Origin of the sequence: Umezawaea sp. NPDC059074, from assembly GCF_042738955.1 — a bacterium.
In the GTDB taxonomy this organism is placed as follows: Bacteria; Actinomycetota; Actinomycetes; order Mycobacteriales; family Pseudonocardiaceae; genus Umezawaea.
On sequence record NZ_JBHYHC010000067.1, the window covers coordinates 29,418 to 49,841 of the forward strand.

The window sequence follows — 20,424 nt, forward strand, 5'->3', positions numbered from 1 at the left end:
TTACACCCGCCCCCCCGCGGGGGCCCGCTCCTGTGGTTCTCAGCCCCCCGGCGGGCCCCCGCCCCCCCCCGGCCCCCGCCCGCGCCCCCCCGCCGCCCCCCCCCCCCGGCCCCCCCCACCCCCCCCCGGGGGGGCCCCCCGACACCCGGTCCGGGAGCACCGGTGTCGGCGCTGGTGCGGTGGAGGCGGTCGGCGAGGTCGGCGAGCAGGGCGGTGGTGCCCGCCCACTCCGTGGGGATGAAACCCTGCCGGGTCGAGTAGCGGGCCAGCCTGCCGTGCTGGTCGCCGGGCCGCAGGTCGACGACGAGCACGTCGCCGCCGACGTCCCGGCAGATCGGGATCGTGGCCGTGCAGTACCCGCCGCCGACCTCCCCCGCCGGGAGGTGTCCACGGGGGCAGCAGTCCGCGTCCGCGAAACCGGACAGGCGGGCGTGCTCCAGCACGACCTCGGTGACCGGCAACGGCTGGAAGACGACGGGCACCAGGTTGCCCGCGCGCGGGTCGTCGAACCCGTCCGTCAGCCGCCACCAGTCCACCAGGTCCTCAGGCGGGTCGAGGCTGCCCAGCTTGTCCCGGTTGAGGCACTCGACGGAGGCCTCCATGTCGGCGTCGTCGTTGAACGGACCCGTCGCCGTCAGCACTTCGACGCCGAGCCGGAAATCAGCCCAGCGCTGGGTGGCGAACTCCTCGTGCGACCCGATCTTGCCGAACCCGATCAGCGTGGCGCGGGCGACGAACACCCCTTCGACACGGCACCGGATCGGGAAGATCGTGCAGGACACGGCGGGAATGGCGACCACGTGCTTCTGGCAGTAGGAGAACCGGTTCTTGATCCAGCCTGCGTCCTCGGTCGCCTGCTCGGCGTGGTCGTCGCACTCGGGTCCGGTGGTGTAGCGGTACGGGTCCACGGGCTTGGAACTCCGCGGGTATTCCGAGCTGTCGATGACGAACGGCGGATTGCTCGCCGCTTTCGCGCTGGGCGGGACCTTCCCCCCGGTCGCGTTCGTCGACTTGATGCCGAACCGGTCGAGCGTCCCGTCGCCCTCCAGCGCGGCGACGATCTTGTCCGGGTGCCGCACCAGATCGGGATCCGTGACGATGTACGGATCGGCCTTTAGAGCATGGTGTCCATTCGCACAGGTCCCGGCCGCCCCTTGCCCGACGTATCAACGGATTCCGGAGCACTCCGACAATCGGGTGACGTCAAAGGCACTCTATTCCAGCCGAAAAGGCAACCAGCCGCTCGACGGGAATTCGACCTCAGCGAGGAAATCGACTACGCGCTAAAGGATCGACACGACCGTGTCGGCAGGCGTCACCACGTGACCGGCGGCGCAGCGCACCTCGGTCATGACCGGTTCGCCGCAGCCCGCGTGGCTGAGTTCGACCGCCCTCCCGGTCCCGCCGGGCAGCCGGTCGCCGAGGTGGGCGAGGGCGGCGATGATCGGGAAGACCTCCAGCCCCCGCTCGGTGACGGCGTACTCGTAGCGGGTCCGCTGGCCCGGCTCCTGGTACGGCCTGCGTTCCAGCAAGCCGTTCTCGACGAGTTGCCGCAGGCGTTGGGACGCGACCGCCGGGGTCACGCCTGCCCGGCGGGCGAGGTCGTCGAACCGGCTGGCGCCGTAGAAGACCTCGCGCAGCAGCGTCATCGCCGAGCGGGTGCCGATCAGGTCGAGCGCCCGTTCCATCGGGCACCACTCCGCCGCCGTCCAGCTGTCCCGGTCGGTCAGCGGAGGCGCCAACGTGAAGGAGTCGTCCATCGTGCCCTCCGCTCGCCTGGCTTCCTTCCAGCATAGCCAGAAGGGCGACGCCGACGCGGAGCTGTGACAGCCCGCACTCCGATGCTGACTTGTGTTCGCCATAGTCAGGCCCGTACGGTCCTGGCTATGCTTTTTCCAAGTCAGCGTCGGGTGACCGCCCCGCACCACCCCAACGCGGTCCTCCTGGTCCTGTGCCTCGCGGCGTTCATGGCGAGCCTCGACGTGTTCATCGTCAACGTGGCGTTCGAGGACATCGGCCGCGACTTCGGCGGCGTGCGGCTGGCCGACCTGTCGTGGATCCTCAACGCCTACACGATCGTCTACGCCGCGCTGCTGGTCCCGGCGGGTCGGATCGCCGACCGGTTCGGCCGCAAGGGCACGTTCCTGGTGGGGCTGGGGCTGTTCACCGCCGCCAGCGCGGCCTGCGCGGCGACGGACGGCGTCTGGTGGCTGGTGGTCTTCCGGGTCGTCCAGTCCGTCGGCGCGGCCCTGCTGACGCCGTCGAGCCTCGGCCTGGTCATCGCCTCCGCGCCGGCGCACCACCGCGTCCGGTCGGTCCGCATCTGGGCCGCGAGCGGGGCTTTCGCGGCCGCGTTGGGCCCGGTCATCGGCGGTTTGCTCGTCGCGGCGTCCTGGCGGTGGGTGTTCGTGGTCAACGTCCCGGTCGGGATCGCGGCGCTCGTCGCCACCGCGCTGGTCGTGCCGCGGTCGCGCGACGAGGACGCGAAGCCGCTCCCGGACGTGCTCGGGGCGGGGCTGCTGATCGTCGCCGTCGGGGCGCTGACGTTGGGGCTGGTGCAGGGATCCGACTGGGGCTGGACCGATTCGCGGATCCTCACCACGTGGGTCGTCACGCTCGTGGCGCTCGGCGGGTTCCTGGCCAGTTCGGCCCGCCACGCCACCCCGGTGATCGACCCCGTCCTGCTGCGGGTGCGGTCGTTCGCCTGGTCGAACGCGACGGCTCTGCTGTTCTCGGTGCCGTTCGCCGCCGGTCTGCTGGCCAACATCCTGTGGCTGCAACAGGTCTGGCACTACTCGCCGATCAGGACCGGCTTCGCCGTCGCGGTCGGACCGGCGATGGTGCCGCTGTTCACCGTGGTCGCGCACCGGCTCGCCCACCGCGTCCCGACCGGCCACCTCGTCGCGGCGGGCAGCCTGCTGTACGGCCTCGGCGGCCTGTACACCTCGCTGGTCGTCACCGCCGAACCGCACTACGCCACGGCGATGCTGCCGAGCCTGCTGATCGGCGGCGCGGGCGTCGGGCTCGCCCTGCCGACGATCCTGTCCTCGGCGACCGCCGACCTGCCACCGTCCCAGTCGGCCACCGGCAGCGCCATCGTCAACATGAGCCGCCAACTCGGCACGGCGCTGGGCGTCAGCGTCCTCGTCGCGATCCTCGGCAACCCGACGACCTACGACGTCGCGCACACCGTCTTCCAGCACGCCTGGTGGACGTTCGCGGTGGTGGCGGCACTCGCCGCCGCCGTGGCGCCCGCGATGACCCACCGCGCCTGATTCCGCCCCGACGAACGGAAAGAGCCTTCCCATGAACCAGGACGAACCGGCGGACCTCGGCGTCGCGGCGGCCGCCGCCGCGATCCGCCAGGGCGACATCACCGCCGAGTCCTACGCGACCGCCCTGCTGGACCGCGCCCGGCGCCACTCGGACCTCAACTCCTTCATCTCCGTCGACGAGTCCGCCGTGCTGGCCGCGGCCCAGGACGCCGACCGCGCCCGCGCCGCGGGGTCCACCGCTCCCCTGCTCGGCGTGCCGTTCGGGGTGAAGGACAGCTACGCGACCCGCGGCCTGCGCACGACGCTCGGGGTGAAGACCCTGGAGGACTTCGTCCCGACGCGGGACGCCGAGATCGTCAGCAGGATCAAGGACGCGGGCGGCATCGTCTTCGGCAAGAACACCCTCGTGGAGATGTCCTGGGGCCTCACCGGGGCCAACGGCCACTTCGGCCAGGTGCGGAACCCGCACGACACCGACCGCGTGTCCGGAGGGTCGTCCAGCGGCTCCGCGGTCGCCGTCGCGGCCCGGATCGTGCCCGCGTCCTTCGGCAGCGACACGATCGGCTCCGTGCGGGTGCCCGCCTCGCTGACCGGGGTGGTCGGTTTCAAGCCGACCACCGGGCGGTGGCCACGCGGGGGCGTCGCCCCGGTCTCGCACCTCCTCGACACGCCCGGCCTGCTCGCCCGCGGCGTCGAGGACTGCGAGCTGATCGACCGGATCGTCACCAACGACACGGGTGTCGCCCCCAGCGGGCGTTCCCGTTTGAGGTTCGCCTACTCCCCCGAACACCACCTGGGACTCGTCGACCCCGAGATCGCCGCGCGGTTCACCGACACCCTCGCCCGTCTCCGGGACGACGGGGCCGAAGTCGTGGGGGTGGACCTCGGCGACGACTTCTCGGTGTTGGCGCAACGCCTGACGTGGAACATCTTCTTCCGCGAGACGCGCCACGCGGTCTCGGAGTTCTTGCGGCACAACGACTTCCCGGTCACCTTCGACGAGATCCACCACGACCTCAACCCGCAGCTCAAGGAGGCGTGGGACCAGCTCGTCGTGCCGACCGGGCCGGGGTTCCTCTCCCCCGAGGACTTCGAGCAGGCGGTGTCGGTCGACCGCCCGGAACTCCAGCGCCGCCTCGACGCGGTCTTCACCTCGCAAGGTGTCGACGCGCTCCTCCTGCCCACGACGGCGACCCCCGCCCCGCTGATCTCCAGCCAGTGGACGTTCACGGTCGCGGGTCAGGAGGTCGACCACCTGTTCCTCGCGAGGAACACCATCCCGGCCAGCGGCGCGGGCCTGCCCGCCATCAGCCTTCCGTTGGGCCGCACCGGAAGCGGTCTCCCCTTCGGCCTCGAACTCGACGGGCGGCACGGCCACGACCGCTCGCTCCTCGACGTGGCGCGGCGGGTGGAACGCGTGCTCGACCCCGTCTGACCGACGGTCAGACGGCGCTCGTCAGCGCGGCGTGCAGGGTGTCGGCTCCGCCCTGCCACGCCACGTGGCCGTCGGGGCGGACCAGGCTCCACGGGCGTGCCGCGTCGGCGGGCGGGGCGAGCACGACCCGGTCCTCCCGGCCGACGATCGCGGGCCCGGCCGCTTCCGGGGCCAGGAGCACGAACTTGCCGTCGCGCAACGCCTCGTACAACCGGCGGCCGTCCCGCAGCTCGACGTCGTGGGCCCGCGGCGCGTGCGGGTAGTCGATGCCGATGCCGGAGATCGTGCCCGCGGCCTTGCGCGCCACCGGGGGCAGGCGCAGCGCCGCGCCGCCCACGACGGTGCGGGCCAGTCGGCCGACGCGGGACTTGACCATGGCGAGCCGGATGATCGCGCCGCTGCTGCGCAGCACGAGACGGCCGACCGGGTGCCGCTCCTGCTCGTAGGTGTCGAGGAGGCCGTCCGGTGCCCAACCCTGCGCCGCCGCGGCGAGCTTCCAGCCGAGGTTGGCCGCGTCCTGGAGCCCGGTGTTCATGCCCTGCCCGCCCGCGGGCGAGTGCACGTGCGCGGCGTCCCCGGCCAGGAACACCCGCCCCACCCGGTAGTGCGGCGCTTGGCGCTCGTCGCTGTGGAAGCGGGAGAGCCACCGCGCCTCCTGCAACCCGAAGTCGCTGCCCAACGCGCGCCGGGTCACGGCGCGGATCTCGTCGAGCGTCACGGGAGCGGTGTCGGGCAGTTGGTGGCGGCGGTCCCAGGCGAAGATCCGGTACCAGCCGTCGCCGAAGGGGGCGACGAACGCGAACGCGTCGCCGACGGCGTTGACCGCGAGCACGTCCTCCGGGGCGTCGGTCAGCCGCACGTCGGCGAGCATGATCGAGGTGAGCACCGACTTGCCGGGGAACGGCAGCCCGAGGGCCTCGCGCACGACGCTGCGCACCCCGTCCGCGCCGACCGCGTAGTCGCTGCGGACCACCGCGCCGCCGACGGTGATCGAGACGCCGTCGGCGTCCTGCCGCAACGCGGTCACCTCGGCGTCCCGTACGACCCGCGCGCCCGCCGCGATCGCGCGCTTCTCCAGGACCTGCTCGACGTTGTACTGCGGGGTGATCAGCAGGTACGGGAACCTGGACGGCAAGGTCGCCAGGTCGATCCCGAGGTGGTCGAACAGGCGCAGGCGGCGCACCGGCGCACCTCCGGCGACGACCTCGTCCGCCAGCCCTCGGGCGTCCAGGTGCTCCAGCGTGCGGGCGTGGACGCCGAACGCGCGGGTCAGGTTGGACTCGGTCCCGCGCCGTTCCAGCACGGTCACGTCGACTCCCGCTCGGGCCAGGTCACCGGCGAGCAGCAGTCCGGTGGGGCCCGCGCCGATGACGGCCACGGTGGTCTTCTCGATCACGACGACACTCCTGTCTTGTTGTCCGGCAATGGAAAAGGTCAGCGGAGGACTTGCGCGGCCGAGCGGCGTGGGCTGGGGGCCGCCTCGCGCACGGGGTAGCCGACCCGGAAGGTCAGCAGCGGCGTCTCCCCCACCGGCAGCAGCGCGGCGAACCGCGGCCCGAACCCGGTGGCGCCTTCGCGGTCCATCCGCTCGGTGATCTGGTTCATGTGGTGCAGGGCGATGCCGCGGCTGGTCGCGGTGAGGTGGACGCGTTCCAGCAGCCGCCCGGCGGTGAGCTGGGTGGCCCGGTCGTCGGGCGTGCGGGTGGTGATCACGCCGTACGCCGCGGCGGTCGCGGTGTGCACGGTCCTCGTCCGGTCGAGCCAGAACTGGTCGCCCTCGGTGCGGGAGGACGCGGGCAGCACCTTGGCGGCCGCGAGTTCCAGCGGACCGAAACCCTGGCCTCCCAAGGTGAGCCCGTCGCGGTGCCGCTGGATCTCGTCGTCGTTGCGGAACCACGCGAAGTTGTCCCGCGACTGCTGCTCGTCGGCGCACAGGGCCGCCGCCGCGTCGACCAGGAGCCCGCCCAACGCCGCACGGGGTTCCGGGTCGACGATCCAACGCACCTCGACGTCCCCGGTCCCGGTCCGATCGACCAACCCGGTCACCGTGTCCAGTCCGATGAGCCTGTCCTCGAAGGGACCGCGGTTGGTGTGCCGGTCACCGATGGCGTCGTACCGGGGATCGGCGACCGGCGGACCGTCGTGCACGGCCACCTCGGCGATCCGCGCACCGGACGGCCCGTCGGGCAGCAGCGTCACGTCGGGCAGCAGTCCGCGCGCCCGGCACGCCAGCACGAGGTTCTCGATCGCGCAACCGAGTCCGACGTGCCGCTCGCGGTGGAACGGGTCGACCGTGCCGGTGTCGCGCGTCGGGTCGACGTACACGTCCACGGCGTCGGCGCGAATCCCGAAGAGCCACGGCTGGGTGTTGTGCGGACTGGCCGCCAGCACCGCCGCCGCCACCGCGCCGAGCAGTCCGGGCGTCTCCCGCCAGTGCCGCCACGGGTCGTAGGCCTCGCCGTGCCCCGAACTGAGGGCCGCCGTGTCGTGGATCCGGTAGCCCAGGGCACCGGTACCGGCGACGACGACGGTCGCACCGAGGGCTTTCACGAAGCGGCGGCGGCTCCAGCCGGGTTTCCGGTCGGCGGCCGGGTCGATCAAGGCGGTCCGCATCGGGGGGCCTCCGCTCGGGAAGGGGGTGGTGCGAGCGGGACCAGGATCGGGACGACGAGGGTGGCGGCGCAGCACCCCCGCGCCGATTGCACCCTGGGTGGGTCAGATGAGACCGAGGTGGCGGGCGGCGGACACGGCGTCGGCGCGCGCACCGACGCCGAGCTTGCGGTACAGGCTCTTGGTGTAGGCCTTGACGGTGTTGATCGACAGGTGCAGCGCGGCGGCGATCTCGCGCTGCGACCCCGATCCCGGCATGACCCGCAGGATCGACAGCTCGCGGTCGGTGAGGGGCTCGACGAGCCCGCCCGGCCGCGTGGCCGCGCGGATCGAGACCCGGCCGATCCGCTGTTCGGCCCGCTCCAACCACTCCGCCGCGACCGGCGTCACCGGCGCGTTGTCCTCGACGAACTCGCGCGCACGGGCGAGGGCCGCACGCGCGGCCGCGTCGTGGCCGACCCCGAGTTCGGCGTCGGCCAGGAACACGAGCGCTGCGACCACGGTCAGGTGACGCCCGTCGGCGTCGGCGTTCACCGTCGCCCGGTCGAGGAGGTCACGAGCCTCGCGGACGTCACCGCGCAGGTAGGACCACCGGCCCTGGACGACCCGCAACGCGGCGACGACCGGGCTCGCGGCCGCGCCCCAGTCGCGTTCGACGGTGTCCGCGAGCGGCACGGTCTGGCGCAGCAACCGGTCGACGTCGTCACCGCGGTCGAGAGCGAGGAGCACGAGACCGAGCAGGCCGCCGATCTGCACCGAGAGCCCCACGGTCCAGCCCGCGGTGTCCCGCTGCCGCCACGAGTCGAGCAGCATCGGCGCGGCCGTCGTGAACCGACCGCTCCGGGCGTAGGCGCTGCCCAACGCGGCCCGCGCCGCGGGGGACGGCCCGGCGTTGGCGGCGTCCTCCAGTGCCACCGCCCGCTCGGCCAGCTCCACGGCCACGTCCGCCTGCGACTCGGGAAGGCTGACGGCGCGCATGGTCAGCACCGCCGCACGCGCGTCGTGCCAGCCGAAGACGGCCTCGTCCGGTCCCGTCCCGCGCTCGGCCAGGTCCAGCCAGTGAGCGACGCGCCCGTCGCCGGAGCCGGGTCGGGCGGCGTAGGCGAGGGCGAACGCGAGCTGCGGCGTCACGACGTCCTCCGGCAGGCGCTCGCCGAGCAGCAGGAACGTGGTGGCCATCCCCCGGTCGAGGAACCAGTCCGCACGGTCCCGCAGCAGCCGGGCGGCCGTGGCGGGGTCGCCCGCGAGCAGGTGGTGGTGCACGGCGTCGTCCAGGCGGTCCTGGCCCGCGTACCAGGCGGCGGCGCGGGCGAGGACGTCGTGGGCGGCGCGCTCGTCCCGCGACTCGCGCAGCAGGGCGTCCCGGAGCAGAGGGTGGCAGCGGTACCACTCGCGGGCGGCGTCCATCGGCGTGACGAAGAGGTCGGCCCGGTCGAGCCCGTCGAGGACCAGCGCCGAACCCGTGGTGCCGAGCGCCGCGTCGCACAGCGCGCCGGACAGCCGTTCGAGCGGCGCGGTCGCGACGAGCAGGTCCCGGCTCGCCCGGTCGAGCGAGGGCAGCACCTCGGACGCGAGGTAGTCCAGCACGTGCCGGTCCCCCGCCCCACCTCCGCCGCGCAACGCCAGCCCGACCAGGTGCAGGCCCGCGGCCCAGCCCTCGGTCCGCCGCCACGCCGCCGCCGCGTCACCGTCGTCCGGCGCACGGCCGGAGACGGACCCGACGAGTTCGGCCGCCTCGGCGAGGGTGAAGCGCAGGTCGTCGGCGCGCAGCTCGGTCAGCTCGCCACGGGCCCGCAGCCGGGCCAGTGGGAGGGGCGGATCGGCCCGGCCTGCGACGACGATCCGCAACGCGGGCGGCAGGTAGCCGACGAGGTATTCGAGGCTCTCGTGGATCCGCGCGTCGGTGAGCACGTGGTAGTCGTCGAGCACCAGCACGTGCCGCGACGAGGACGCGGCCAGCTCGTTGAGCAGGATCGGCAGGGCGAGGTCGATCGGCTCCGTGCCGGGCGCGACGACGGCGTCGAGGGCGGCCGGTCCGATCGCGCCCGCCTCGTGCAACGCGGTCAGCGCGTAGCGCCAGAACCGGACCGGGTCGTCGTCGCCCTCGTCCAGCGACACCCACGCCACGACGACGTCCGGGCCGGGGTCGGCGGCCCAGAGGCCGAGCAGGCTCGTCTTGCCCCAGCCCGCGGGCGCGGCGACGAGCGTGAGGCGCGTGACGGCGTCGCGCAGCGACCGCACCAGCCCGGAGCGCTCGACGGAGCCCGGTCGTACCGGCGGTGCCGTGTGCTTGACCGCCAGCAGCGGTCCGGCGGGGCGGGGGGAGGTCATGACTCTCCTGTGCCGTCGTGAACTCCGCCGAGTGTGCCACGGGCCCCTACCCAGGGTGGCTCCGGTGGCCGGGTGGTGCGCCGGCCCCGCGCGCCGTGGATCGTGGTCCTGAGACGGAACGGGAGGCAGGGTGTCACGCTGTGAGTTGGGCATCGGCGGTCCGCTCGCCGACTCGCTCCTCGACCTGATCGGCAGCAGGTTCGGGGAGGTCACCACGCGCCGCGGACCGGGACCCGGCACCACCCTGGTCGTCGACGGCCTGGACCCGGCCGCGGAACGGGCCCTGATGACCCTGCTCTGGGACAGCGGCCACGACGTGGTCTCGATGCGGTCCACGCGCTGACGCCTCAGCGGGCGAAGTGCGCCTCGCTGAGGGCGAGCAACCGTCGCTGCACAACGAGGTCGTGCGACACCGGCGGCGTGGTCGCCTCGTCGTCGCGGACGAAGTACCGGCCGGTGACGCCTGCCAGTTCGGGGTCGGTCGCGAGCCGCAGCGCGGTCCCGGCCCCTTCGGCGGGGGTGAGCATCCCGCGGCGGATCAGCCCGCGGAACGGGCGCAGGCCCGCGGGCACGAGGTCGTCGATGATGTCGGTGGCCACGATGCCGGGGTGCAGGGCGTTCACGGTCACCGCGTCGGGCTCGAAGTCCCGTGCGAGGGCGTAACCAGCCGTGACGGTCAGGAGTTTCGCCCGCGCGTAGGCCTCGAACGGCACGAACCCCTCGACGGGGTTCAGGTCGGCGAAGGACTCGACGCCCGTCAGGTCGACGGTCGCGGGCCTCGGCTTGCCGACGAGCTTCACCTGGCGGGTGTCGTTGAGGGTGTCGCTGGCGACGTTCACCACCCGCGCCCGGCCGCGGCGCAGCGGACCGTCCAGCAGGGTCGTGAGGCCGTACGCGGCCAGGTAGTCGAGCGCGAGGTGCATCTCGACGCCGTCGGCCGAGAGCCGGTGCTCGGCGAAGTGCGCGCCCGCGTTGTTGACGATGAGGTGGATCCGCTCGTGCCGGTCCGCGACGACCTTCGCGGCGGCGATGACGTCCGCGCGCCGGGACAGGTCGGCGACGACGACGTCGAGCCCGCGGTCGACCCGCGCGGGGTCGCGGACGATCGCGACCACGTGCGCGCCCGCGTTCGCGAGGCTGGTGGCGATGATCCGCCCCATGCCGCCGCTCGCGCCCGTGACGACCGCGACCTCGTTCCGCAGGTCCGGTGCCGCGGTCATCGGGTGATCCGCGGGCGGGCCCGGACGTAGCGGGGGTTCTCGGCCTCGTCGACGAGGAACGCGGCCAGGTCGGCGCGGCCGATGGAGCTCCACAGGCGGATCGGCAGGTCGACACCGGTCCGGTACTCCCCCGTCGCGCCGGCGTTCGACAGCGCGGGCGGCCGCACGAGCGTCCAGTCCACTTCGGACTCGGTGACGACCTTCTCCATCTCCTCCTTGTCCCGCATGCGTTCCGCCACGCGGAACCACACCGCGCGGGAGTACAACGACCCGTCGTGGGTCTCCAGCACCCCGTGCGCGCTGACCGCGATCAGGCGCGTCACGTCGACCTCGCGCATCGCCGCCACCGCGGACCGGATGCCGTCGGCGCACACCGTCGTCGGCCCCTTGTCCGCCCCGCCGAGGGCGCTGATCACCACGTCGACGCCCGCCAACTCCGGGGCCTCGGCGACAGCGGACCAGATCACCTCCCGCACTCCTTCCCGCTGTGCGAAGGCCCCCGGACGACGCACGAGCGCCACCACGTCGTGCCCTCGCTCGGCCGCCGTCGCCACCACGTGCCGCCCGGTCGCACCCGAGGCCCCGAGCACCGCCACCGTCTTCTGCGATACACCTTGTCTCATACTTTGCAGGATGCCCGCCGGATGGACTGTGAGTCAAGTCGTCTCATAGAATCGGGCCCGTGACCGACCCCCGCTTCCTCCGCAGCCAAGAGGCGATCCTGACCGCCGCCCGCGCACTGCTGCTGGAAAGCGGCCCGACGGCGGTGACGCACGCGCAGGTGGCCGAACGCGCGGGCGTGGGCCGGGCCACCGTCTACCGGCACTGGCCGCGCACCGACCTCCTGCTCGTGGAGGCGATGGCCACCGTGCCGATGCCGTTCTTCGACAACCCCACCGTCCCCACCAAGGACTGGCTGCGCCGGGAACTCACGGCCATCGCCGACCAACTGGCCCTGGACGACGTCCGAGCCGTCTCCACCACCCTCGCCAACTCGGCGCTGTGGGACGAGGTCGTCGACGCCAGGCGCGCCCGCTTCGCCGACATCCTCACCACCCGCCTGGCAGCCGTCCTCGACGACGCCGAGGCCCGAGGCGAACTCACCCTCGTCCTCCCGAGCGACCACGCGGCGGCCCTCACCATCGGCCCGCTCTACTACCGCAGCACGATCGAACGCTCCGCCCCGGATACCACCCTCGTCGAAGCCACCCTGTCCGCGCTGGGCACGTGGACCACTCCCTGAACCACGAATGGCCCCCGGATCACACCGGGGGCCATTCGTTGGCAGAGCTGGTCGTCAGCGTGAGGGCAGGATGGCCCACAGCGCGAGGTAGATGACGAACTGGGGACCGGGAAGCAGGCAGGACAGCACGAACAGCAGCCGCACCGTTCCCGGCTTCATGCCCCACCGCTCGGCGAGGCCCGCGCACACCCCGGCGATCTTGCGGTCGTGCCTCGGCCTGCTCAGCGTGGTGGACATCGTGGAAGCCATGGAACGCCCTTCTCCCGATCCGGCAACGAAGATCTTTCCCTTGGGGTGCCCGCACACCACACTCGCGAAACGCGGCTACGCGACTTCCTCGTCCCCCGGCCGATGCCCACCACCGAGGCACGCGACCAGCTCGTCCGGCCGCTCCACGGTGACGGTCAACCCCGGATGCCGCACCAGCCCCCACGGGTCCAGACCGCGCACCGGCTCGTGGAACACCACGCACACCCCGGCCCGCGTCGACGACCCGAACGTCAACCCCCTGTCCCCCAACGACAACCGCACCCCCACGGCCTTCCACCAGTGGTACGGCCCTCCGGTGGACGCGCCTGCGACGTTGGCGAGCGGCGTGCGCACCGTCCACGCCCCGAAACGCGCGGTGAACCACTCGTCGTCGACCAACACGACCGAATTGCGCCGGGTGATGCCCGCCAGCAGGAGTCCCACCTCGGTGGCACGGTCGAACGTGAACGCGAACCTCATTCGGGCGCCTCTCCGCTCCAGGTGTCCCGTGGGTAGCCCTCGGCCTGCTCGCACAAACCGAACACCCTCGGCTCGGTGTGTCCCGAAAACGGCCGGAGCCCCGGACACCGTGTGGTGTCCGGGGCTCCGGCCGTGCGTTCGGGTCAGGCGTGCGTGCGTCGACCGGTCACGAGACGGTAGATGCCGAGCAGCACCAGCGAGCCCAGGATGGCCAGCAGCCAGGTGCTCAGGTCGAAGAAGCTGTTGATGTCGCTGTTGAACAGCGCGCGGCCGATGAAGCCGCCGAGGATGGCGCCGACGATCCCGATCAGGATCGTCACGATGATGCCGCCGGGGTCCTTGCCGGGCATGATCGCCTTCGCGATGGCACCCGCGATGAGGCCCAGAACGATCCAACCCAAGATGCCCACGATGACGTCTTCCCTTCTTCGGCGGCAACGACGGACCGTCGTTGGCTCTTCCCTGCTCGAACCAGGAGTAGCCGGTGGGCACCCGCGCCAAACATGAATTGTCATCGGATCCGCGCGGCACTTCTCAGCACCGCCGAATCTCCTCGTCGTCCTCTTCAGACACGCACTCGCGGGGAGCGGGACAAGGTCACCGGCGGGCGGCGGTGTCGTAGGTCTCCTGGGAGCGCTGGATTCCGTCCACGTGCGACTCGGTCCACCGGACGAGTTGGGCGAGGACCTCGTGGAGGCTGTGGCCCGCGTCGGTGAGGGCGTACTCGACGCTGGGCGGGACGGTCGGGTGGACGGTCCTGGTGGCCAGGCCGTCGCGTTCCAGGTGGCGCAAGGTGGCGCTCAGCATCCGCTGGGTGATGCCGTCGGTGAGGCGCTTCAGCTCGTTGAACCTGCGCGGGCCGTCGGAGAGGCGGCAGATCACCACGACCGACCACTTGTCGCCGATCCGGCCGAGGATCGCGCGCAACGTCGCCTGGTGCGCGTCGACCGTCATGGTTCCCCCGGTGATACCTGGGCAGTCGGAACTGCCTTCTTGTGAGCAGAGGCCTTCCGCCGCAGGCTGGAGGCAGTACCGATCGTATACCTGGCGGCTGGTTCGACACCGCCGTCGAGAAAGCGTGGAACCGTGCGAGACCTGCTCATCACCGGCGGCTTCGTCGTCACCCTCGACGAGACCACCGGGGACCTGCCCGGCGGGGACGTCCTGATCCGCGACGGGCGGATCGCGGCCGTGGGCCACGGGCTCGAAGCCAGCGACGCGCGCGTGGTGGACGCACGTGGGCGGCTGGTCCTGCCGGGACTGGTCGACACCCACCGCCACGTGTGGCAGGGCGCGCTCGGCGGGCTGGCCGACCGGCACTCGCTGATCGGGTACTCGCGGGAGGTGCTGGGGCGGGTCGCGCCGCACTTCACCCCGGACGACAGCTACGCCGGAACCCTCTGGGGCGCGCTGCAAGCGCTCGACGCCGGGATCACGACCGTCGCCGACTGGTCCCACAACCTGGTGAGCCCCGCCCACACCGACGCGGTCGTCCGGGCGCTGGCGGACTCGGGGATCCGCGGCGTCTTCCTGCACGGCGGACCGAGCGGGCCGGACCCGGTCGACGTCCGCGGGGTGCGCGAGCGGTTCTTCGCCGACGGCGTCCACGGCAGGCTGCGGATGGGCTTGGCCGTACCGGGTCCCGCGTTCGGCACGCCCGCGGCGACCAAGGACGACTTCGCGCTCGCCCGCGACCTCGGGCTGCCGATCTCCGTGCACGTCGGGATGGCGGGCTTCCCCGACTCCGTGGCCACCCTCGACCGGTTGGGGCTGCTCGGCCCCGACGTCAACCACGTCCACGCCACCCGGTTGTCCCGGCACGAGTTCGAGCTGATCGCCGACTCCGGCGGATCGATCTCGCTGACACCTTCGACCGACGTGCTGATGGCCCTGGGCACCTACCCCGCCACCGGCGACGCGCTGCGCCACCGCCTCCCGGCCGGTCTGGGCGTCGACACCGTCACCGGAGCCGGCACCGACCTGTTCTCCGAGATGCGCCTCGCCCTGGCCGCCGAACGCTCCCGCACCAACGCCGCCGCGGTCGCCAGGCACGAGGCCGTCCCCACCGTCGACTTCACTCCACGCGACGTGCTGCGACTCGCGACCCTCGGCGGCGCGGAGGTCTGGCACCTGGACCACGAGATCGGCAGCCTGTCGACGGGCAAGCGGGCCGACCTCGCCCTCCTCGACCTGCGCTCCCCGCACCTGGACGGCTACGCCGACCCCGTCACCACCGTCGTCCTGGGGGCAGGGCCCGCGGACGTCGAGACGGTGATCGTCGACGGCGAGGTCGTGAAGGACCACGGCAGGCTCGTCGGCCCGCACGCCCGAGCCGCCCGCGACCTCGTGCGGCACTCCCGCACCCGACTCCGTTCGCACGGCTGACGTGCCGAGGCGGAGGCGACAGGACCGTGTGCACCCCGGCGTGTTCGTCCGAACGATGGCCGCGGCAGACGGTGAGACATCGATCGGCGCGTCGTAGACATGGCTCGTCTCGCGGAAGGCGGCTTGACTTGGGCCATGCCCGCGGGGGCGGACCGTTCGACGCGGAACGGTGGCGGGGCGGTCGGGGAACCTGCCGCGGCGAGGGCTCGCCGGGGTCGGGAATCGTCCCGCAATCCGAGCAGCAATGAAGTACTGGGGGCTCAACCACAGCGGCGATGATTTCGCCTGAATTCCCGTTCTCGCATTTCCGTCGACAGTCGCACCTGACGATTGCCGACGAGTGGGGAACAAAGGTTTCAGGCCGTCGCCGTTTCGAGGTCGCGACCGGTGCCGAAGTCATGCGCATGTACTGGCATGACGTTTTTTCGGCACTCCGTCGACCACCCGAGCGCAGATCTCCAGGTCGCGGGACAGGGCTGTCCAACGAGACCGGAAACAATCACCACACTCTGGCGCGCACACTTTGTATTCGTACGACTACGCGAGTACGACTATGGCATATCCCGCGCGGCGAGTCCAGAGACGACCAATGCACTTCACCGGATTCGGTGAACCGCCGTCGAGATGAGGAACAAGCAGTGAGGAAAAACATGGGGGCAGGGCACAACGACGATCGCGGGGTGTCCCGGAGACGAGTGCTGAAAGCGAGTGGTCTCGCCGTCGCCGCCACGGCGCTCGGCGCGGGCACCGCCGCGGCGCAGTCGTCCGCGCGACCGGTGGTCCAGCAGGTGCTCCAGGTCGCCGATCACGTCGGCGTTGCGCCCCAGCGCGAGGTCCGCGTCGACGCGGTCGACCAGCGCCGCCGTGCGCTCGTCGTGCAGCGACCGCAGTTCCGGCCAGTCGTACCCGTGCTCGGCGAGGTCGGCCAGCGCCGGGCCCCGCCACAGCAGCGCCGCGGTGCGCAAGGTCGCCGACGCGCGTTCCCACTGGCCCGCCCGCAGTTCGGTGCGACCGCGGGAGGCCAGGCGCCGGAAGGACGCCAGGTCCAGGCACTCCTCGTCGACGAGCAGCGCGTACCCCGGCCCGACGCGCGACAGCTCCGCCCGGTGGGTGCTCCGCGCGGTGGCGAAAGCGCCGCGCAGCCGGAAGACGGCGTTGTGCAGGACCTGCCGCCCGGTGGGCGGGACCCTCGTCGGCCAGAGCGCGTCGATCAGCCTGCTCATCGGCACCATCTCGTTGGCGTGCAGCAGCAGGTACCCCAGGGTCGCCCCCTGGCGCACCCCGTTCACCGGCACCGGGCGATCACCGTCGAGCACCCGGAGCGGGCCCAACACGTGGAATCGCATGTTTCCCCCCAGCCGCGAGCGGTTCGAACCACCACGAAGCGGGACATCGCCGAACGGGCGATTCCCGTTGTCGGTTCTCCTCGATTCCCCTTCCGACGCGATCTCGTCGACGCCGTTGGGAGAACCGTATGGCGGGATACCGGGAACGCTCCAGACCACGACGTGCTCAGGAAGCTGCACTTCCGTTTCCGGAGGCTCGCGGACCGGGCGGGCGGGTGCGCTTTTCGGCGACGCTTCCGGTCGAAAGCGAAATCGACCGCGATCCGCGATTCCCATTCGGATTGAGGAATCCGGTCGCCCTCGTCCGCACAGGTTCGGGAGGACCTCTCCATGACCGACCAGTCACGCCGAAAGCTCCTGCTGGGCGCGGCGGTGCTGCCCGTCGCCGCCGCCGTCCCCACCGTGCTCCGCGGGACCGCCACCGCCGCCGAGGCGGCCGAACCGCCCGCCACGGTCGTCACCCCGGCCGACCGCCGGTACGCCGACCTGGTGATCGGCTCCAACGCCCGGTTCGTCGCCACGCCGCGGCAGGTGCACGTGGTCGCCTCGGCCGCCCAGGTCGTGCGGTCCGTGCAGTACGCCGTGGACGCGGGCCTGAAGGTGGTCGTCCGCAGCGGCGGGCACTGCTCGGAGGACTTCGTCCACTCGCCGTCCAACCAGGTCGTCATCGACCTGTCGGAGCTGAACGAGACCGGCTACGACCCGGCGCGCGGCGCGTTCTTCGTCGAGCCGGGCGCCGGGCTCGGCGAGGTCTACCGCACGCTCTACAAGAAGTGGGGCGTCACCGTCCCCGCCGGGCTGACCCCGACCGTCGGCGCGGGCGGGCACGTCAGCGGTGGCGGCTACGGCCGGTGGAGCAGGCTGCACGGCAGCTCGGTCGACCACCTGCACGCCGTCGAGGTCGTGGTGGTCGACGCGAGCGGGAGGGCCGAGCTGGTCACCGCGAGCAGGCGGCCGTCCGACCCGAACCACGACCTGTGGTGGGCGCACACCGGCGGTGGCGGCGGGAACTTCGGCGTGGTGACGAAGTACTGGTTCCGCTCCCCCGACGCCACCTCGAACGACCCGACCGCGCTGCTGCCCTCACCGCCCGCGACCGTGCTCGACAGCCTGGTGCGGTGGTCGTGGCCCGACATGACCCGCGACGCCTTCCGCAGGCTGCTGCGCAACCACGGCCGGTGGCACGAGCGCAACAGCGCGCCCGGCTCGCCCTACGCCGGGCTGTACAGCCTGTTCACCGTGCTGCGCAAGCAGTCCGGCGTCCTCGACCTGAACACCACCCTGGACGGCACGAGGCCCGACGCGGACCGGCTGCTGGCCGACTACCTCGCCGCGCTCAACGACGGGGTCGGCGTGCCGTTCACGCACGACGTGCGCCGCGACCCGTGGCTGATGTCGTCGCTGCTGTCGCGCACCCCGGACACGTTCAGCGGCACCCGCGCGAAGGTGAAGGCGTCCTACCTGCGCAAGGCGATGCCCGACCGGCAGCTCGACATCGGCTACGACCGGCTCACCGGCACGGACTACGACAACCCCGTCGGCGGCTGGCTGATCACCTCCTACGGCGGCGCGGTCAACACCGTTCCGCCGACGGCCACCGCGCTGGCCCAGCGCGACTCGATCAACAAGATCGTCTACATGACGTCCTGGACCGACCCCGCCGAGGACGCCGGGCACCTGCGGTGGATCCGGGAGTTCTACCGGGAGATGCACGCGGACACCGGCGGCGTCCCCGTCCCCGGCGAGCTGCACGACGGCTCGTACATCAACTACGCGGACGTCGACCTCGCCGACCCGGCGTGGAACACCTCGGGCGTGCCGTGGTCCACCCTGTACTACAAGGGGAACTACCCGCGGCTCCAGCGGGTCAAGGCCCGGTGGGACCCGCGCGACGTGTTCAACCACGCGCTGTCGGTGCGGCTGCCCGGCTGACCTCGGACCGGCGTGGCGGGGTCAGCTCGCCCGCCACGCCGGTTCCGGGTTGCGGTGGTCGCTCGGGCGGCTGCCGCGCAGGCGCTTGAACGCCACGCTGAGCGCGAACGCGTTGGCGTAGCCGACTTTCCGCGCGATCGTGCCCACGGTGTGGTCGGTCTCGCGCAGCAGGTCTGCGGCCAGGGCGATCCGCCAGTTGGCGAGGTAGGCCATCGGCGACTCGCCGACCTCGGCGGTGAACCGGCGGGCGAGCGCCGCGCGCGACACCCCGACCTTGGCCGCCAGGTCCGCCACCGTCCACGGATGGGCGGGCGCGTCGTGCATGAGCCGCAGCGCGTCGCCCACGACCGGCAGTTCCAGCGCGCGGCACCAGGCCGGGGCGTCGGCGGTCGGGTTGTCGAACCAGCTCCGCAGCGCGGACACGAGCATCAGGTCCAGCATCCGGTCGAGCACCAACTGCTGGCCCGGCCGGTCCCTGGCGATCTCCTCGGCCAGCAGGTCGGCCGTCGGGTAGGCGGCGGGCACGACGAGCACCGGGGGCAGGGCCTGCAACAGCCGTTCGCTCAGCTCGCCCCGCCGCTCGAACGCCCCGCTGAGCAGCACGCCCGCCCCGTCCTCCGGCACCCCGCAGGTCCGGCCCCGCGCGGGCTCGACGCCCTCGACCGTCGAGCAGTAGTCGGCGCTGGTCACCACGAGCGAGGGCGGGGTGGCGGGGTCGTCGGCGACCACGTACGGCACGTCGCCGCGCACGACGGCGACGTCGCCCGGCTCCACGAGCACCGGCTCGCCCCGGTCGGGGACGATCCAGGCGTGGCCGCGCACCATCGTGGCGAGCGTGAGCGGGGCCCCGCTGGCCATCCGCAGTGCCCACGGGGGTCGCATGACCGCCTGCCGGAAGACGGCGCCGCGCGCCCGTACGTCAGCCAGCAGGTCCGAAACGGCGTCCATGCCCCCAGCGTAGACGCACAGACATCAAACGGAGCGCTCTAGCCATGGAGGCTCTCGATGTCAAGCGGTTGGATGGAGTCATGTCTGATCAACCAATTCTCGTCACCGGGGCCACCGGCAAGTCCGGCGGCCGCGTCGTCAAGCAGCTGCGGGCCAAGGGGCTGCCGGTCCGCGCCGCCGCGCGGCACGGTGAGCAGGTCTTCGACTGGACCGACAGCGGCACGTGGGACGCCGCGCTCGAAGGCGCGCGGTCGGCCTACATCGTGCAGCTCGACGGCACCTCGCTCGTCCGCCCCTTCGTGGAGCGCGCGGTCGAGCACGGTCTGAGCCGGGTCGTGCTGGCCTCCGGGCGCGGCCTCGACAACCCCGAGTACGCCACCGACAGCAGCGGCATCCTGGAAGGGCTCCTCGACAGCGAGGCGGCCGTGCGGGAGAGCGGTCTGGAGTGGACGATCACCCGGCCGGGCTGGTTCGCCCAGAACTTCAGCGAGGGCTTCTTCGCCGACTTCGTCCGCGCGGGCGAACTGCGGCTGCCGGGCGGCGACGGCGCCGCCAGCTTCGTCGACGCCGAGGACATCGCCGCGGTGGTCGTCGCCGCGCTGACCGAGGACGGCCACTCGGGCCAGGTCTACGAGCTGTCCGGCCCCAAGGCCGTGACGCTGGCCGAGGCCGTCGCCACGATCTCCGAGCACGCGGGCCGCGAGGTCCGCTACGTGCCGCTGTCCGTCGAGGACTTCGTCGCGGAACTGGTGGAACAGGGCCTGTCCCCCGAGGACGCCCAGGGCTTCGCGGACATGGTCGAGCCGATCCGCAAGGGCACCGACGAGTACCTGTCCGACGGCGTGGAGCGCGCTCTCCGCCGTCCGGCCCGCACGTTCGCCGAGTTCGCCAAGACCACCGCCGAGGAAGGCGGCTGGGCGGTCTGACCGCCACCGAGCCCCCCGGCGCACGGCCGCGACCAGTCCCCCAG

The 20,424-nt window shown here is 72.4% G+C and carries 19 protein-coding genes and 2 pseudogenes; 8 read left to right on the forward strand and 13 right to left on the reverse strand.

Annotation, left to right across the window (positions count from 1 at the left end):
- Both ACFWW9_RS27380 and ACFWW9_RS27385 read right to left on the reverse strand, forming a co-directional pair.
- The coding region (locus ACFWW9_RS27380; RefSeq protein WP_390383738.1) for a hypothetical protein at positions 1-1,079 on the reverse strand (1,079 nt) is incomplete at its 3' end.
- Between the two features lie 204 nt (positions 1,080-1,283).
- Complete coding sequence (locus tag ACFWW9_RS27385) at positions 1,284-1,760, reverse strand: winged helix-turn-helix transcriptional regulator (protein WP_390383740.1); 477 nt, start codon at positions 1,758-1,760, stop codon at positions 1,284-1,286.
- 126 nt (positions 1,761-1,886) lie between these two features.
- Between ACFWW9_RS27385 and ACFWW9_RS27390 the strand changes: the two genes are divergently transcribed.
- Both ACFWW9_RS27390 and ACFWW9_RS27395 read left to right on the forward strand, forming a co-directional pair.
- On the forward strand, positions 1,887-3,275 hold the full coding sequence (locus ACFWW9_RS27390; protein ID WP_390383742.1) for a DHA2 family efflux MFS transporter permease subunit: 1,389 nt from the start codon (positions 1,887-1,889) through the stop codon (positions 3,273-3,275).
- Between the two features lie 31 nt (positions 3,276-3,306).
- Positions 3,307-4,710: an amidase family protein gene (locus ACFWW9_RS27395; protein WP_390383744.1), complete on the forward strand. Its 1,404-nt coding sequence runs from the start codon at positions 3,307-3,309 to the stop codon at positions 4,708-4,710.
- 7 nt (positions 4,711-4,717) lie between these two features.
- Here the strand turns inward: ACFWW9_RS27395 and ACFWW9_RS27400 are convergent, their stop codons facing one another.
- The 3 genes from ACFWW9_RS27400 to ACFWW9_RS27410 all read right to left on the reverse strand — a co-directional run bounded on the left by ACFWW9_RS27400 (position 4,718) and on the right by ACFWW9_RS27410 (position 9,651).
- The gene (locus tag ACFWW9_RS27400) at positions 4,718-6,106 is read right to left on the reverse strand and encodes an FAD-dependent monooxygenase (protein WP_390383746.1); all 1,389 of its coding nucleotides are present in this window, start codon (positions 6,104-6,106) and stop codon (positions 4,718-4,720) included.
- Positions 6,107-6,144: 38 nt separating this feature from the next.
- The gene (locus ACFWW9_RS27405; RefSeq protein ID WP_390383748.1) at positions 6,145-7,323 is read right to left on the reverse strand and encodes an Acg family FMN-binding oxidoreductase; all 1,179 of its coding nucleotides are present in this window, start codon (positions 7,321-7,323) and stop codon (positions 6,145-6,147) included.
- Between the two features lie 102 nt (positions 7,324-7,425).
- Positions 7,426-9,651 (reverse strand): LuxR C-terminal-related transcriptional regulator, encoded by a 2,226-nt coding sequence (locus ACFWW9_RS27410; protein ID WP_390383750.1) that lies wholly within the window; start codon positions 9,649-9,651, stop codon positions 7,426-7,428.
- A 130-nt stretch (positions 9,652-9,781) separates the two neighbouring features.
- Here ACFWW9_RS27410 and ACFWW9_RS27415 point away from each other — a divergent pair, with 130 nt between their 5' ends.
- Complete coding sequence (locus ACFWW9_RS27415) at positions 9,782-9,994, forward strand: hypothetical protein (RefSeq protein ID WP_390383752.1); 213 nt, start codon at positions 9,782-9,784, stop codon at positions 9,992-9,994.
- A 4-nt stretch (positions 9,995-9,998) separates the two neighbouring features.
- On the opposite strand, the gene ACFWW9_RS27420 is transcribed toward ACFWW9_RS27415, so the two are convergent.
- Both ACFWW9_RS27420 and ACFWW9_RS27425 read right to left on the reverse strand, forming a co-directional pair.
- A complete protein-coding gene (locus tag ACFWW9_RS27420; protein ID WP_390383754.1) occupies positions 9,999-10,871 on the reverse strand; it encodes an SDR family NAD(P)-dependent oxidoreductase in 873 nt (290 codons plus the stop codon).
- On the reverse strand, positions 10,868-11,494 hold the full coding sequence (locus ACFWW9_RS27425) for an NAD(P)-dependent oxidoreductase (RefSeq protein WP_390383756.1): 627 nt from the start codon (positions 11,492-11,494) through the stop codon (positions 10,868-10,870). The genes ACFWW9_RS27420 and ACFWW9_RS27425 overlap by 4 nt, the downstream gene beginning before the upstream one ends.
- A 59-nt stretch (positions 11,495-11,553) precedes the next feature.
- On the opposite strand from ACFWW9_RS27425, the gene ACFWW9_RS27430 reads away from it, so the two are divergent.
- Positions 11,554-12,114, forward strand: a complete 561-nt coding sequence (locus ACFWW9_RS27430; RefSeq protein WP_390383758.1) for a TetR/AcrR family transcriptional regulator — start codon at positions 11,554-11,556, stop codon at positions 12,112-12,114.
- A 54-nt stretch (positions 12,115-12,168) separates the two neighbouring features.
- Here ACFWW9_RS27430 and ACFWW9_RS27435 read toward each other — a convergent pair whose 3' ends face one another.
- The 4 genes from ACFWW9_RS27435 to ACFWW9_RS27450 form a co-directional block, all read right to left on the reverse strand.
- Positions 12,169-12,363, reverse strand: a complete 195-nt coding sequence (locus ACFWW9_RS27435; protein WP_390383760.1) for a PspC domain-containing protein — start codon at positions 12,361-12,363, stop codon at positions 12,169-12,171.
- A gap of 75 nt (positions 12,364-12,438) precedes the next feature.
- Positions 12,439-12,843 carry a hypothetical protein gene (locus tag ACFWW9_RS27440; RefSeq protein WP_390383762.1) on the reverse strand — a complete coding sequence of 135 codons (405 nt, stop codon included), beginning with the start codon at positions 12,841-12,843 and terminating at the stop codon, positions 12,439-12,441.
- A gap of 143 nt (positions 12,844-12,986) precedes the next feature.
- Complete coding sequence (locus ACFWW9_RS27445; RefSeq protein ID WP_390370681.1) at positions 12,987-13,253, reverse strand: GlsB/YeaQ/YmgE family stress response membrane protein; 267 nt, start codon at positions 13,251-13,253, stop codon at positions 12,987-12,989.
- A gap of 187 nt (positions 13,254-13,440) precedes the next feature.
- Positions 13,441-13,797, reverse strand: coding sequence for a winged helix-turn-helix transcriptional regulator (locus tag ACFWW9_RS27450; protein WP_390383764.1), 357 nt, complete (start codon positions 13,795-13,797; stop codon positions 13,441-13,443).
- A 132-nt stretch (positions 13,798-13,929) separates the two neighbouring features.
- On the opposite strand from ACFWW9_RS27450, the gene ACFWW9_RS27455 reads away from it, so the two are divergent.
- Positions 13,930-15,228, forward strand: a complete 1,299-nt coding sequence (locus ACFWW9_RS27455) for an amidohydrolase family protein (protein ID WP_390383766.1) — start codon at positions 13,930-13,932, stop codon at positions 15,226-15,228.
- Between the two features lie 650 nt (positions 15,229-15,878).
- Positions 15,879-15,953 (forward strand): annotated as a pseudogene (locus ACFWW9_RS27460) (twin-arginine translocation signal domain-containing protein); the annotation flags it as partial.
- 24 nt (positions 15,954-15,977) lie between these two features.
- On the opposite strand, the pseudogene ACFWW9_RS27465 reads toward ACFWW9_RS27460, so the two are convergent.
- Positions 15,978-16,850 (reverse strand): annotated as a pseudogene (locus ACFWW9_RS27465) (BTAD domain-containing putative transcriptional regulator); the annotation flags it as partial.
- Positions 16,851-16,904: 54 nt separating this feature from the next.
- Here ACFWW9_RS27465 and ACFWW9_RS27470 point away from each other — a divergent pair.
- Entirely contained in the window at positions 16,905-18,506 is a 1,602-nt protein-coding gene (locus ACFWW9_RS27470) for an FAD-binding oxidoreductase (RefSeq protein ID WP_390383768.1), read from the forward strand.
- Positions 18,507-18,527: 21 nt separating this feature from the next.
- On the opposite strand, the gene ACFWW9_RS27475 is transcribed toward ACFWW9_RS27470, so the two are convergent.
- Complete coding sequence (locus tag ACFWW9_RS27475) at positions 18,528-19,454, reverse strand: AraC family transcriptional regulator (RefSeq protein WP_390383770.1); 927 nt, start codon at positions 19,452-19,454, stop codon at positions 18,528-18,530.
- Positions 19,455-19,534: 80 nt separating this feature from the next.
- On the opposite strand from ACFWW9_RS27475, the gene ACFWW9_RS27480 reads away from it, so the two are divergent.
- A complete protein-coding gene (locus ACFWW9_RS27480) occupies positions 19,535-20,380 on the forward strand; it encodes an NAD(P)H-binding protein (protein WP_390383772.1) in 846 nt (281 codons plus the stop codon).
- The last annotated feature ends 44 nt before the right edge of the window (positions 20,381-20,424 follow it).

What these genes read in the sequence shown, in the direction of transcription:
- ACFWW9_RS27385 (WP_390383740.1), bottom strand. Translation starts at nt 1,760, where the DNA reads ATGGACGACTCCTTCACGTTGGCGCCTCCGCTGACCGACCGGGACAGC.
- ACFWW9_RS27390 (WP_390383742.1), top strand. Translation starts at nt 1,887, where the DNA reads ATGCTTTTTCCAAGTCAGCGTCGGGTGACCGCCCCGCACCACCCCAAC.
- ACFWW9_RS27395 (WP_390383744.1), top strand. Translation starts at nt 3,307, where the DNA reads ATGAACCAGGACGAACCGGCGGACCTCGGCGTCGCGGCGGCCGCCGCC.
- ACFWW9_RS27405 (WP_390383748.1), bottom strand. Translation starts at nt 7,323, where the DNA reads ATGCGGACCGCCTTGATCGACCCGGCCGCCGACCGGAAACCCGGCTGG.
- ACFWW9_RS27410 (WP_390383750.1), bottom strand. Translation starts at nt 9,651, where the DNA reads ATGACCTCCCCCCGCCCCGCCGGACCGCTGCTGGCGGTCAAGCACACG.
- ACFWW9_RS27420 (WP_390383754.1), bottom strand. Translation starts at nt 10,871, where the DNA reads ATGACCGCGGCACCGGACCTGCGGAACGAGGTCGCGGTCGTCACGGGC.
- ACFWW9_RS27425 (WP_390383756.1), bottom strand. Translation starts at nt 11,494, where the DNA reads ATGAGACAAGGTGTATCGCAGAAGACGGTGGCGGTGCTCGGGGCCTCG.
- ACFWW9_RS27435 (WP_390383760.1), bottom strand. Translation starts at nt 12,363, where the DNA reads ATGGCTTCCACGATGTCCACCACGCTGAGCAGGCCGAGGCACGACCGC.
- ACFWW9_RS27440 (WP_390383762.1), bottom strand. Translation starts at nt 12,843, where the DNA reads ATGAGGTTCGCGTTCACGTTCGACCGTGCCACCGAGGTGGGACTCCTG.
- ACFWW9_RS27450 (WP_390383764.1), bottom strand. Translation starts at nt 13,797, where the DNA reads ATGACGGTCGACGCGCACCAGGCGACGTTGCGCGCGATCCTCGGCCGG.
- ACFWW9_RS27470 (WP_390383768.1), top strand. Translation starts at nt 16,905, where the DNA reads ATGACCGACCAGTCACGCCGAAAGCTCCTGCTGGGCGCGGCGGTGCTG.
- ACFWW9_RS27475 (WP_390383770.1), bottom strand. Translation starts at nt 19,454, where the DNA reads ATGGACGCCGTTTCGGACCTGCTGGCTGACGTACGGGCGCGCGGCGCC.
- ACFWW9_RS27480 (WP_390383772.1), top strand. Translation starts at nt 19,535, where the DNA reads ATGTCTGATCAACCAATTCTCGTCACCGGGGCCACCGGCAAGTCCGGC.